The sequence below is a fragment of the Spiroplasma endosymbiont of Anurida maritima genome (assembly GCF_042465095.1).
Taxonomy (GTDB): Bacteria; Bacillota_I; Bacilli_A; order Mycoplasmatales; family Mycoplasmataceae.
Map to the genome: position 1 here is coordinate 5,001 of NZ_CP102059.1, position 13,390 is coordinate 18,390.

Genomic DNA, 13,390 nt, shown 5'->3' on the forward strand with positions numbered 1-13,390 from the left:
CTTTTAAGTATATAAAATATAAAAAATTAAGCAAGCATTTTTTAAAAAAAACTTTTATTTTTTTTAAAAAATTTGCTTAATTTTATCAATGGCTTTTAAATAATCAAAATACCTTATTCTAAGGAGTTAACTCGTTCTGCAATTATTTCGTATATGATACGATCGTTTTCGCTTTTACTATAGCTTTGTAATCTACCTCGAACAGCAACTATGTTACCATCAAATATTTCATCTAAGTCAATTAATGCAATTCATACTTTGACGCAAAGAACATCATACTCAAAAATTCCTTCTTTTGATTTAAAGGGTCTTTTAACACTCACTTTAAACTCAATTAATTTATTATTTTTATCTTTGTTGCTATAAACAACTTTATGGTCACCAACAATGACACCACAAAATATTATTGAATTCATTTTATATTCTCCATCCAATTATTTTAATAAAAAAGTGGAATTAATAAATTTCGACATTTAAAGTTCTTAAATAAATTATTAAACAAGAATCGCCTAAAATGCTTTTTTTATGCAAAAAAATTTTACAAAATAAAGTTTTTTCCTTTTTGGTATTCAAATAATTCTAAGTTTTCAAAATCTAGTTGTCTAACAACCTCATAGGCCACAATACTTACAGAAACAGCTACATTTAAACTTCTTACATCTTTATGCATTGGAATTCTAAATGATGTTTCTTTATTATTAATGATAATGTCTTTTGGAATACCTGTTGATTCCTTGCCAAACAAAATATAGATTTCTTTTTCACTATCAATTTGTTTTTTATAATTAAAATCTGTATGTTTTTTTACACCATATCTAGTAGAACAAAATAAAACTGGATTATTATTTTTATTAATAAATTGACTTCAATCATCATATAAAACAATGTCTGATTGATCTACATAATTAACACTTGCTCTTTTTAAAAATCTGCTATCAAATATAAAACCTGTTGGTTCTATTATGTGTAACTTAGCATTAACAGCTTTGCTTGTTCTAATTATTGCTCCAACATTTTGGGCAATTTCTGGTTCATATAAAACTATATTTATTTTTTTCACAATAACTCCTTATTTTATACTTTTATAAAGCAATATATCATTCTAAAAAACTATTTATTGCTTTTGCTCTATGTGAATATTTATTTTTTTCCGCAGTTGAAAAATCTGCAAAAAATTTATTATGTTTTTCTAAAAAAAANNAGATAGGATCAAAACCAAAAGCATCAGTATATTCTTTATCATTATTTTTTAAAGTTCCAAAAACTTCACCGGTGAATGGTTTTATAACTCTTCTTAGTGGATCAGCATAAGAAATAACACACACAGCTTTGGCATCATAGTTATTAATTTCTTCACATCTTTTTAACAACATTTTATTTTTCACAGAATCATCAAATATTGGATCTGCCCACCTTTTTGTTTTAATCCCGGGAAAACCATTTAGTTTTATTATTTCTAATCCAGAATCATCAGCAATCACAGGTTTTCCAATTAGCTTGCTTAACATTAATGCTTTAATGTTAGCGTTCTCAATATATGTTGAACCATTTTCTTTAATATCTTGAATTTTTTCTGGTAAATCCAACAATGATTTAACAGTTATATTATGATTTTTAAAAAAATATTCAAACTCTTTTACTTTCTTTTTATTGCTTGTGGCAACTCAAATTTCTTTATTCATATCTAAATTTTTCCTTTAAATTATTAATATCTTTATTATAATACATATAAATAAATATTTATAAAATGAGCAAGGCTTGAAACAAATGAAAATAAGTAACCAGGGATTAACGAATAAAATATTAATAGATACAAAAAATAATTTATTCATTAAAGAATCCATAAATAATAATATAAAATTTCTCTTTAAAAAAAATCAAGAAATTTTTTGAAACATTTCAAAAAATGATTTTAAAACTTTACGTCCTGTTGCTTTTTCATTAAAAAATGATTCTTATTGAGAAAAATATACTTTAGAAAAAGACATAAAAAACTTATACGAAGTAAAAATTACAAAAAAAATCATTGAAGATGTTTTCTGAGAAATAAATAAACTTCATAAAATTAAAACTAATGGAAAAATTAGTATTTTTAACCCAAAAGAATATTTAAATATCTTTATAAAGGAAATTAGTAACGATAAACAATATTCAATTATTAATGAAATGGTCAAAAATATTAATTGACAAAAACTTGAAGACTCACAAAAAAGTGAAAACTTAGTTATTTCTCATAATGATTTAAATAGAAACAATATAGTTTTATTAAATAGCAAAATAATGATTATTGATTTTGAGTTTGTAACAATAAATTCAAAATATTTTGATATTGCTTCATTTATGTCTGAGTCTCTTGTGGAACTTGATGATATAAATTATTGAATTCAATTAGGTAATTATAATGAACTAGAAAAAGAATATATAAATGCATGAGTATATTATCAAAATGTTTTATGAAGCGCTTGAGCTTTATACTGTTTTAAAATAACTAATAAAGAAATCTTTTTAGATATATATAATGAAAAAATTAAGAAACTAACTAGTTAGGAATATCAGATTTTTTTAATCTAAAATTTCTTATTAAATTAGATAATATCGAACCGATTAAAGCCGTAATAATTAATCCTAAAATCGAAATTAATGCACGATATATTAATTGATCCAAAGATAATCAAAAACTTGTAGTATAAAATAAAACCAATGTACATATTGTCGCAAAAACATATGTTATCTGATCTTCTTTATGAAAATTAAAAAATACAAAAAGTATTGTTAAAGCTGTTGTTAAAAAAATTAAAAGAAATGCAAACCCAATTGATGCCCCTACTCCATAATTTTTAATTAAGGCAATATCGTTTGATGTTGTTATATAAAGTGCCACAAATGGTAATATAGCTTCTAAAAATAAAAAAATTATACTTTTTCAAAATGGTGTTCTTTGTTTATTAAAGTCATCATTTTCTTCAATATAATTTTTTAAATATTCTTCTTTATTTTTCATGCACACACCTTTTATCTATTATTAATTATAATTTAAAATTACTTTAAAAATAAAAAAAATTGTTTTAAAAAACAATTAATAATGGAGCGGGTGAAGGGAATCGAACCCTCACAGTCAGCTTGGAAGGCTGAAGTTCTACCATTAAACTACACCCGCATATATAATTTACTAACTACATTTATTAAAATACACTAATAAAATAATGTTGTCAATNNAATTAATTTAAAAAAAATGGTACCCACGGCCGGACTTGAACCGGCANNCAGCCAACGACCGACAGATTTTAAGTCTGTTGTGTCTACCTATTCCACCACGTGGGCATGGTCTCCTGTGTAGGACTTGAACCTACGACCCACTGGTTAAAAGCCAGTTGCTCTACCATCTGAGCTAACAAGAGATTTATTGGCTGGGCTAGCTGGATTCGAACCAGCGCATGATGGAGTCAAAGTCCATTGCCTTACCGCTTGGCTATAGCCCAATAANATGGTGGAGGGGGAGGGATTCGAACCCCCGAACCCGAAGGAGCTGAGTTACAGTCAGATGCGTTTGGCCTCTTCGCTACCCCTCCATTTATCGTTGTTTGGTTGTTTTTTAAAAAATTGTATTTTTAAAACCTTTTTTATTCTATAAAATAGAAAGTCAAATGTCAACTAATATTTTAAAAAAAATTAAATAGTATGAAGTTTTTTTAAAAACATATAACTATATAGGGGTTAGTAAATATGTTATATTATTATTATAACTGCATACATTCGTAGTTAGAAAGGAAAATAATGAAAAATTTTAAATTTAGAAGAGGATTTATTGCTGTTATGGCCATTTTTGGATTAATAGTTGGTCTCTTCATGATTGGTGGTTATTTAGATGCATTAATCAAATATACAGACAGTATTGAAGCTCAAGACCCTATGGCAGCATTCTTTGAACAAATCATTATAAGATCTTATGATGAATTAGGTGGTTGAAAAGTTACCGTGTTATTGTTTGTTGTATTTACATTTTCTGCATCAATTATATGTAACTTTGGAATGGCTAAATATGCAATAACAAGTTCAGATGAGGAATTAATTAATAATAAATGAGTTTTAGCTGTATTAAGCTTAAGCATTGGTTCAATTTGAACTGCATTTTTAATAACTGGTTTACCAAACCAAAGCTCAAAGAGCACAAAAAACCCTAGAGTACTAATAGTTAGATATTTAGGGGGTTCATGAATGGCTGGAGCAATAATGTCATTGGCATTTATCGCAATCGTTATGGCTATGTTGCCAGAAGCAAGTAAACAATTTACTAGCGCAAGTTCAGAACAAAACTTTACAATTGTAATGGCTGTATTAGGAGTTATCTCAGCTATTAGCTTAATGTTTGTTGGACCGTTTTATAGTAAAAACATCATTAACCACTTAAAAGCTAAAGGTTTTATTGGAGGATATTTAAGATTTATTTCAACTGTTTACGCAGTTATTGCTTCTTTCTTAATGATATTACAAGTAATTAGTGCTTTCTTACAAATATTTGGAGGAAGAAACGAAGGAAGTAATGGCGGAATATTTGCCTTAATGTATTTAATCGCAAGATTTGCTTACTTCATGATGATGATGTTTATCGTTGGTCAAATACTAAAAGGAATTTGAAGCAAGGAAGATGATTATGAAATAAACATCCCTGTTTACGAATCAACATTATCACAAAACCAACACGCATAATAATAAAAACTTAAACTTTATAAATAAAAAAATCCCTTTCGGGATTTTTTTTATGTATTAATGTTTAATATCAATTGATTGATTACGTATCATAAATAAAGATGTCTTTTTTCAAATGTTAAAGATTTAAATCCTTTGTGATCTAAAAACATACGATATAAGAATTTATCAAATTTATCTACGTGAGATAAACTTGTGACAACAACAATTTTCTTTGTCTTTTTAATAGCTTTTTTATATATTTCATGAATTGTATGATTATCTTGACCAGAAACCAACAGAAAAATAATGTCATTTTCATTAAGTTTTGGCACAACATCAAAATCGTAAGCTCTTGTTACGTTAAAAATTGTGTTAATTTTATTATTAATTAATCACTGATTGAAATATGTTGCAATATCTTGATTTTGATATGAAGATAGTAAAAATACGTTACTTTTACCGCCTTTTATCCCTTTTAATAACTCAGCTGTTCCAATAACGTCATCTTTAAAAACATCAACATAATTTATTAAGTCAATTATTGTGTTTTTTACTAAATGAAAATTTTCATTAATAGAAATGTTTTTTGCTTTTAATTGCTTTTCATAATAAGTTTCAAATTCAATTTTCATTCTTAAAACAAGTTCACGGTACCCACTATATCCAATTATTTTAGAAAATTGTGTAATTTGTGACTCTGAAACACTACAACGAAGACTTAAATTTTTCATACTTAAAAATTTATTCGCATCATAGTTTTTCAATAATTCTTCTGCTAATGTTTTTGTTGTATCTTGCTTTTCTTTTCGACAAATTTCTAATAATTTTTCTCTAATAGATACCATAAAAACCTCTATTCTTCGTGTAAAAAACTTTCATGTTCATTTTCATCTGTTAAGATCTCAATTTCAAACATTATATTTTTACTTGTTAATTTATTTGTTGCTTTTTTATTTATTCTAAAAGCAAAATTTTCATAAACAAAATCTTCTTGATTATCAAAATCTATTTCAATAATTTTTTTACCCGTTACCTCTTCAAATCAAGCACGCAAATTTTTTGCTTTTGATTTTGGTAAAGGTAACTCTAAATATTTTCTAAAAACTGTTTTAAGTGGTGTATTTCCCATAATTCAAAACATGTGATGACCAATTTCTTTAACTTTACCAGCCTCATCAAATTCATCATAAATTTCACCAACAAGTTCTTCTAAAATATCTTCTAACGAAACTATTCCCAAATATTCATTACTATCTTTATTAGGTGTAACAATTCCTAAGTGAAATTGTTCTTGTTGAAACAATTTTAAAGCTTCATCTAATTTAACGTATTTTGAAATAAATAATGGTTTGGACATAATAGATTGAATATCAATGTCCGTGTTTTTGTTTTCTAAAACATTAACTAAAACATCTTTAATATTAATAATCCCTATTATTTCATCTTTACTTTCATCAATAACAGGCATTCTCGTAAACTTATGTGTTTTAAAAAGAGATACCAGATCTTTTCAAGTAGAATCACTTTTAATAACTTCTACTTTATTTCGATTTTGCATAACATTCATGATGTTTTTTTCATCAAATGTAACAGCAGCTGATATTAGTTCTCTTTCATTTTTCTCTAAAACACCTTCAGATTCAATTGTTGATATTAACTCTAGAAGTTCGACTTCTGTTGAACTTACTTGTGACACTTTTTTTCTTGAACCAGCACTTAGAATTCATGCTAGCGGATATACTAAAAATTTAAAAAATCATAAAACAGTATTAGTTATTAGCGCATATTTTTCTGCATCTCTTTTTGCTATTTGTTTTGGCAAAAGTTCTCCAACAAATAATGTTATAAGTCCAATAACAATTGTAGCAACTCATGTTGCAACTCCCTCATTACCTATGACATATATAAAAAATATGGTACCAACGGTCGCTATTGCCGTATTTATCATTGTGTTCATAATCAGAATAACTGCCAATGTGTGATCAAAGTCTTTTACAAGACGATATACCCTTTTAGCTTTTTTTCTAGCTTTTGAAACTTTAAAAGATTTATTTTGTAAATCTTGCTTAGCCATAGATTTTAATCTAATAATATTTATTGATGATAGTGCAACTTCTGAACCTGAAAAAAAGGCCGAAGAAAGTAATAATAGTAATATTGCAGGCAAAAGTATGCCATACGCGGTAAAACTGTCCATTTAATTTCCTTTTCTTAACTTATATTATTTTTTTTATTATATCATATTTGCAAAATTAAAAATTTAGCATAATACATTTTTAGTTTCCATCGTTTGTATGAGTAATAACTACTTCTTTAATGTTTACCATTTGTGGTAAAGAATAAATATAATAACAAAGATCTGCAGTGTTATCAGTTGTTAATCCACCACCAATTGATCATTTTTCATCATTATAATCTTTTAAAATTTCTTTATCATCAGTTCTAGATAAAATATCAGTGTTAACCATTCCTGGTTCAACAGATGAAAATCTAACATTTGAACCAGCAACTTCTTTTCTAACACCTTCTGTTATAGCATTAACAGCAAATTTTGAACCATTATAAATAGCATGATTTCTAAAAATTCATCTTCCACCAATTGATGAAATATTAATAATAGTTCCATCTTTTCTCTTTAACATATCGTTTAAAACAGCATCAATCCCATTTATGACTCCTTTAACATTTACATCTAACATATCATATTTATGTTGTAAGGGTTGTTCATGAAATAAGTTTAAAAACATAATTCCAGCATTGTTAATCATACAATCCACTGGACCATATTTTTTTTCAGCTAATTTAATTGCATTTTTAATTTCATCAATGTTTTGCACATCAACTTTTGCACAAACTTTATCTTTGATATCAAATTTTTCTAAAATTTCAACACGACGTGCCATTAATAAAACTGGGTGTCCTTCTTTTGCAAATTTATAAGCTAAAGCTTTTCCGATTCCAGAACTTGCACCAGTAATAGCGACTAATTTTTTCATATTTACCTCTTTATTTTAAATAATTTCATTTTTAATGTTATATTTCATTAAAAAACAAAACCTAAAGTTTTGTTTTTAAAACTAATTAGTTTCCATCATTTGTATGTGAAAAGATTATTTCTTTAACATTAACCATTTGTGGTAATGAATAAATATAATAACAAAGATCAGCTGTGTCTTCTGATGTTAAACCACCACCAAGTGCTCACTTTCCAGCATTATAGTCATTTAATACTTTTTCATTTTTAGTTAATGATAATAAATTTGTATCTACAATACCTGGTTCCACTAAAGTAAATCTTACATTTGAGCCAGCAGTTTCTTTTCTAACACCTTCTGTAATTGCATTAACAGCATATTTTGAACCATTATAAACAGCATGATTTGGAAAAATTCATCTTCCAGCAATTGAAGAAACATTAAAAATTGTCCCTTCTTTTCTTGAAATCATGTCATTTAATACAGCGTCCATTCCATTAATAACACCTTTAACATTGATGTCCATTGTACTGTATTTATCTTCTAATGATTGATCTTTGTATAAATCTAACGGCATAATTCCTGCATTATTAAATAAACAATCAACTGGTCCATATTTTTNTTCAGCTAGTTTAACTGCATTTTTAATTTCATCAAAGTTTTGTACATCAACTTTTGCACAAACTTTATTCTTGATATCAAATTTTTCTAAAATTTCCACACGACGTGCCATTAATAAAACTGGGTGTCCTTCTTTTGCAAATTTATAAGCTAAAGCTTTTCCAATTCCAGAACTTGCACCAGTAATAGCAACTAATTTTTTCATATTTACCTCTTTATTTTAAATAATTTCATTTTTAAAGTTATATTTCATTAAAAAACAAAACCTAAAGTTTTGTTTTTTAAAACTAATTAGTTTCCATCATTTGTATGTGAAAAGATTATTTCTTTAACATTAACCATTTGTGGTAATGAATATGTGTAATAAGTTGTATCAGCAACAGCTTCTGGTGATAACCCACCTTTTAATTCCTTTTTAAGGTTTTTATAACCATCTAAAATATCTTGATTTTTTGTTAATGATAATAATTCAGTATCAACAATGCCTGGTGCAATTAATGTAAATCTAACATTTGAACCAGCAACTTCTTTTCTAACACCTTCTGTAATTGCATTAACAGCAAATTTTGAACCATTATAAACTGAATGTTGTGGGAAAACATATCTTCCACCAATTGAACCAATGTTTATAATTGTTCCTTCTTTTCTTGAAATCATGTCGTTTAAAACAGCATCAATTCCATTAATAACACCCTTAACATTGATGTCCATTGTACTGTATTTATCTTCTAATGATTGATCTTTGTATAAATCTAATGGCATAATTCCTGCATTGTTAATCATACAATCTACTGGTCCATATTTTTTTTCAGCTAATTTAACTGCATTTTTAATTTCATCAAAGTTTTGTACATCAACTTTTGCACAAACTTTATTCTTGATATCAAATTTTTCTAAAATTTCCACACGACGCGCCATTAATAAAACTGGATGTCCTTCTTTTGCAAATTTATAAGCTAAAGCTTTTCCGATTCCTGAACTTGCTCCAGTAATAGCTATTAATTTTTTCATATATTCTCCTTGTTTATTTTAATCTTTGCCATTAATGATTTTAGGTTTTTTTGAATTAAACCTTAATTTAATACAGCATTATTACTATGTTAACATATGATATATTTTATTTTTTCTGTTTGAAAAAATTATAAACTATATATTAATCAAAATTATGGGGAGCAAATGGTGTAACAACAGGCGAAACAGCTACATCTTCTCTTTTACCCATCATTTCATTTACATTAAAGTAATTTTTTTCATCAAGATAAATTTTGTCAATAAAAGTATTAATCTCATCAATTTCTTCATAATAATCTTGTAAAAATCAATTATAAAAATTATATGTTAAATGATCTTGATTTTTCATTGCAGATTCACATAACTCATTTGTTAGTTTTAAAAATTCTGTTCTTTTTTCTAAATATTCTTCTAGACAATCTAAACCTGTTTTTTTCTTTGAAAAACTAAATTCAATTCCTTTGCGATATATTTGTTCACTATTTTGTAACAAATAATTTGTTATACGCCTTTGATGCAAAGCCTCATCGTGTGATTGCAATTGAAAAAAGTGCGACATTCCTGATAGTTTTAATTCATCTAAATTCATTGCTAAATTCGAACAATAAATTTGCATTTCTAAATGTTTTTCTAAGTAATTTTCTAAATCTTTTTTTTATAATATTTTTTAACATAAAACACCTCTTTTTTATTCTATCATTTTTTATTTATGTTAAAATAAAAAAGATTTTAAATAAGAAAACAAATATAGGAGTATTAAAATGAAAAAAATATTATCGGTTTTATCTTCATTAACAATTGTTGGGGCAACTGTGGCAACTGTTATCGCATGTAGCACTACTGATTATTTTAAAGACTTTGAAAAAAAAGTTAACAATGATGAAACATTTATCATGGCTGTAAGTTCTTCTGAATGCCCTAATTGCCAGATTAATGATTTAACATTAGATTTAATGTATGATAATAAATCTAGTTCAAGTGAAGTTTTTAAAGATGAATTAACAAGTGGAAGTAAATATAATGTAAAAGAATACTATAATTCAAATGGAATCGATGAAGATATCGATCACATAGTTAACTCGACTCTTTTATATACTGGTTCTAACGATGAAAATGATGTTTGAAGTGATTCTTGAGGGGAAGAATTAGGTGATTGAATTCTTAACCAAGAAAGAAATAGAGAAGAAAATTTATTAGAAGACGGAAAAGTTGATCAATCAATTACTAAATCAACTTTAGGAATCGATGGAGTTCCATTCTTTATATATATTCGTAAAGGTGAATATGTTGGTTTTGAAAAAGGAGCTTTTGGTAGCGAACAAGGTGGTGGAGAAGAAGGAAAAGTTCCCTTCTTAGATGCTTTTTGAGAACATATTGTTTTAGGACAATGAATAACACCAGGTAGATAATAATTGTAGATAATAATTTTAAAATAAATATAGAAAAAAGCGCTTATATTAAGCGCTTTTTTGTTTTACATAATTTTTTAAATAAGAAGAAATATAAGAAAATACAATATTGATTTGCAAGTCTTCATTAAATAATTCAAAATCTTTATCTAAAAAAATAAAACGTTCTTTATTTTTGTAATCTGATAAAAAAACATTATGTTTATATATAAAAAATGAATAGTTTATATTTTTAAATATTTTGTGAAAAATATTTTTATTATATCAATCTTCATATACAAAAATAAAAACTGAATTATTTGGAGATACCACTTCTTGATTACAAAATTTTAAAATATCATTAAATTTATTAATTTGTACATTAAAATGCATTTTTTTTAAGTCATCATAAAAGTTTAAAATTGTATTTAAAAACTTACCATCATTAACAATGATAACTTCTTTTGATAAAAGTATTTTGTTTATAACATCGTTTATAGTATTAATATTTTGATAAATTATGTTTTTAAATGCAAAAATGTTTTTAGACAACATATTATTCTTAATAAACAAATTTATATAATTATTATTGATGTGTTTATTTTGTAACATTTTTAAAACATAATGCAGTTCTTTTCATCCGGTAAAGTTACAGTTTTTACAAAATTTAGTTATTGAAGACACACTTGTATTTGAATGTTTTGCAACTAACTTAATATTGATTTTTGTTATATCTTCTTTTTCATAAAAGTGTAATAAACTTGTAGCTATTGCACACTTAATTGAACCCTCTTCTGTATATGTTATATTTTTTAAAACATTTATTATATTATTGTCTTTCTCCATAAATATCCCCTTTAATATTAAAAGTATAAGGGACTAAACAATTTTAAAAATAAAAAATTATTTTTATATTATATAATATTTTCCAAATAATTTTTTATTAAATTTGCCTTAGTTTTAGAATTAATAATTTTAGTTATTTCTTCTAACGAACTTTTTTTAATGTTTTCTGTAGTTTTAAAGTGGTTATATAATTTTTTAACAGTTTGTGGACCAATTCCTTTCAAACTTTCTAAGATAGATTCTAGACTATTTTTATTAAATTTATTATTTAATTTGCTAACAGAAATATTGTGCACTTCAGTTTGCATATAAGATAGAAAATTGTAAAGAACTTTATCATTTTTGATCTCTATTTTTTTATCTTCATAAAGTAAAAATTCTGTTTTGTGATTCTTATCTTTTTGTAAAGCACAAACAGGAATATTAAACTTTGATTCATTTATAGCTTGCTTGGCAAAATCAAGTTGAACTTTACCACCATCTATCACTATTAAATCTGGTAAATCTAATAGCTCTTTCGTAGTTTTTTGATATGAATTTAAGCGTTTTTTAACACTTTCTTTAATTAAATGCACATCCCCTTTTATTTGATTATCTAAATTATAAAATCTTGAATCTTTTTTAGAAATAACTCCATTTTTAAAAACACAACACCCACCAATAACTGTGTCACTTCCATAATTGGCTATATCAAATATCTCTATTTTATATATATCATTTTTAAAATCTAAAATACTTTTTAGTTTTAATAAAGCTTGTTGTTTTGTTAAATCTTTTTGTAAAATGATATTTTTTGTTTTAGAAAGTTCTAATAAATTAGTCGTAGAAATTTCAAATAATTTACTATATATCTCAAAATCTATTTTTTTATTATATAAAAGTTTTAATGAATTATTTATTTTTTCTTCTGGAATACTTATCACATTTCCAATGCTGTTAAAATCATATATCGTCATTATAAAATGTGTAAAAATATCCTCTACTTCTGAAATGTCTACATCCATAAAAACTTCATGGTTTTTTAAAGATATTTGACCATTTCTAAAGAAGATAACAATACAATATAAAGTATTGTTATCATATAAATAATCAAATAAATCAAGACTAATATTTTCATTATTTAAATCAACAAATTGTGGTTTGATTAAATTTTCAATACTAAAAATAAGTTGCTTGTATTTATTAGCGTCTTCAAATTGTAAATTTTTAGCAAGACTTTGCATTTTATCTTTTAATTTATTAATCAAGAAATCAGATTCTCCATCAAAAAATTTCTTAACATTTTTAATATTATCTTTATAAAAATTTTGATCTACTTTTTTAAAACAAGCGCCAGAACACATATCTAATAAATAATAGTTACATGGTTTTTCAGATTTATTTAAACAACGATAAAGAGGAAATATTCTTTGAAAAATCTTTATTAACTGAATAGCTTTAGAACCATCAGGCAATGGGCCGAAGTTATATATAGCATTTTTTATTTTTTTTCTAGAATATTTATAATAAGGATCATTTTTTCCTACAATCGAAATATACGGATATGTTTTATCATCATTTAATAAAATATTATATTTGGGACTATACTCTTTAATAAAATTATGTTCAAAGATTAAAGCTTCTAGTTCATTATTAGTTACATAAAAATTAATATCAATAGCTTCGTTTATCATCTTTCGAGTTTTGTTATTTATATTACTTAAAAAATATTGCGATACTCTTTTATTGATGTTTTTGGCTTTTCCCACATAAATTATTTGTTGATTGCTATTAATATATCAATAACAACCTGGTTTATTGGTTAAATTTTTAACTTTATCTTTTAAACTATTCATAACTATATTTTATATAAAAATAATA

The 13,390-nt window shown here is 25.3% G+C and carries 15 protein-coding genes and 5 tRNA genes; 3 read left to right on the forward strand and 17 right to left on the reverse strand.

Annotation, left to right across the window (positions count from 1 at the left end):
- Positions 1-113 precede the first annotated feature (113 nt).
- The 3 genes from NPX79_RS00020 to rdgB all read right to left on the reverse strand — a co-directional run bounded on the left by NPX79_RS00020 (position 114) and on the right by rdgB (position 1,682).
- Complete coding sequence (locus NPX79_RS00020) at positions 114-416, reverse strand: single-stranded DNA-binding protein (RefSeq protein WP_381415107.1); 303 nt, start codon at positions 414-416, stop codon at positions 114-116.
- Between the two features lie 122 nt (positions 417-538).
- Positions 539-1,063, reverse strand: coding sequence for a tRNA (cytidine(34)-2'-O)-methyltransferase (locus NPX79_RS00025; protein ID WP_381415462.1), 525 nt, complete (start codon positions 1,061-1,063; stop codon positions 539-541).
- 19 nt (positions 1,064-1,082) lie between these two features.
- Positions 1,083-1,682, reverse strand: coding sequence for an RdgB/HAM1 family non-canonical purine NTP pyrophosphatase (gene rdgB / locus NPX79_RS00030; RefSeq protein WP_381415108.1), 600 nt, complete (start codon positions 1,680-1,682; stop codon positions 1,083-1,085).
- Positions 1,683-1,767: 85 nt separating this feature from the next.
- Between rdgB and NPX79_RS00035 the strand changes: the two genes are divergently transcribed.
- Positions 1,768-2,547 (forward strand): phosphotransferase, encoded by a 780-nt coding sequence (locus NPX79_RS00035; protein WP_381415109.1) that lies wholly within the window; start codon positions 1,768-1,770, stop codon positions 2,545-2,547.
- Here NPX79_RS00035 and NPX79_RS00040 read toward each other — a convergent pair.
- The 6 genes from NPX79_RS00040 to NPX79_RS00065 form a co-directional block, all read right to left on the reverse strand.
- Positions 2,540-3,001: a DxFTY motif-containing membrane protein gene (locus tag NPX79_RS00040; protein WP_381415110.1), complete on the reverse strand. Its 462-nt coding sequence runs from the start codon at positions 2,999-3,001 to the stop codon at positions 2,540-2,542. The genes NPX79_RS00035 and NPX79_RS00040 overlap by 8 nt on opposite strands.
- Positions 3,002-3,083: 82 nt before the next feature.
- Positions 3,084-3,157: transfer RNA gene (locus tag NPX79_RS00045), tRNA-Gly, on the reverse strand.
- Positions 3,158-3,233: 76 nt separating this feature from the next.
- Positions 3,234-3,321 (reverse strand) — tRNA-Leu (locus tag NPX79_RS00050).
- A 1-nt stretch (position 3,322) separates the two neighbouring features.
- Positions 3,323-3,398: transfer RNA gene (locus NPX79_RS00055), tRNA-Lys, on the reverse strand.
- 6 nt (positions 3,399-3,404) lie between these two features.
- Positions 3,405-3,479 (reverse strand) — tRNA-Gln (locus tag NPX79_RS00060).
- Positions 3,480-3,485: 6 nt separating this feature from the next.
- A tRNA-Tyr gene (locus NPX79_RS00065) sits at positions 3,486-3,569 on the reverse strand.
- Between the two features lie 205 nt (positions 3,570-3,774).
- Here NPX79_RS00065 and NPX79_RS00070 point away from each other — a divergent pair.
- Complete coding sequence (locus tag NPX79_RS00070) at positions 3,775-4,707, forward strand: hypothetical protein (RefSeq protein ID WP_381415111.1); 933 nt, start codon at positions 3,775-3,777, stop codon at positions 4,705-4,707.
- A 50-nt stretch (positions 4,708-4,757) separates the two neighbouring features.
- On the opposite strand, the gene NPX79_RS00075 is transcribed toward NPX79_RS00070, so the two are convergent.
- The 6 genes from NPX79_RS00075 to NPX79_RS00100 form a co-directional block, all read right to left on the reverse strand.
- Complete coding sequence (locus NPX79_RS00075; protein WP_381415112.1) at positions 4,758-5,534, reverse strand: hypothetical protein; 777 nt, start codon at positions 5,532-5,534, stop codon at positions 4,758-4,760.
- An 8-nt stretch (positions 5,535-5,542) separates the two neighbouring features.
- A complete protein-coding gene (locus tag NPX79_RS00080) occupies positions 5,543-6,886 on the reverse strand; it encodes a hemolysin family protein (protein ID WP_381415113.1) in 1,344 nt (447 codons plus the stop codon).
- 79 nt (positions 6,887-6,965) lie between these two features.
- Positions 6,966-7,685, reverse strand: a complete 720-nt coding sequence (locus NPX79_RS00085; protein WP_381415114.1) for an SDR family oxidoreductase — start codon at positions 7,683-7,685, stop codon at positions 6,966-6,968.
- 85 nt (positions 7,686-7,770) lie between these two features.
- Entirely contained in the window at positions 7,771-8,490 is a 720-nt protein-coding gene (locus tag NPX79_RS00090; protein ID WP_381415115.1) for an SDR family oxidoreductase, read from the reverse strand.
- Between the two features lie 86 nt (positions 8,491-8,576).
- Entirely contained in the window at positions 8,577-9,296 is a 720-nt protein-coding gene (locus NPX79_RS00095) for an SDR family oxidoreductase (RefSeq protein WP_381415116.1), read from the reverse strand.
- 142 nt (positions 9,297-9,438) lie between these two features.
- Positions 9,439-9,942, reverse strand: a complete 504-nt coding sequence (locus NPX79_RS00100; protein ID WP_381415463.1) for a ferritin-like domain-containing protein — start codon at positions 9,940-9,942, stop codon at positions 9,439-9,441.
- A 115-nt stretch (positions 9,943-10,057) separates the two neighbouring features.
- Between NPX79_RS00100 and NPX79_RS00105 the strand changes: the two genes are divergently transcribed.
- On the forward strand, positions 10,058-10,705 hold the full coding sequence (locus tag NPX79_RS00105) for a lipoprotein (protein ID WP_381415117.1): 648 nt from the start codon (positions 10,058-10,060) through the stop codon (positions 10,703-10,705).
- A gap of 48 nt (positions 10,706-10,753) precedes the next feature.
- Here the strand turns inward: NPX79_RS00105 and NPX79_RS00110 are convergent, their stop codons facing one another.
- The gene (locus NPX79_RS00110) at positions 10,754-11,530 is read right to left on the reverse strand and encodes a hypothetical protein (protein ID WP_381415118.1); all 777 of its coding nucleotides are present in this window, start codon (positions 11,528-11,530) and stop codon (positions 10,754-10,756) included.
- Between the two features lie 68 nt (positions 11,531-11,598).
- Positions 11,599-13,365 (reverse strand): excinuclease ABC subunit UvrC, encoded by a 1,767-nt coding sequence (gene uvrC / locus NPX79_RS00115; RefSeq protein WP_381415119.1) that lies wholly within the window; start codon positions 13,363-13,365, stop codon positions 11,599-11,601.
- Positions 13,366-13,390 lie beyond the last annotated feature (25 nt).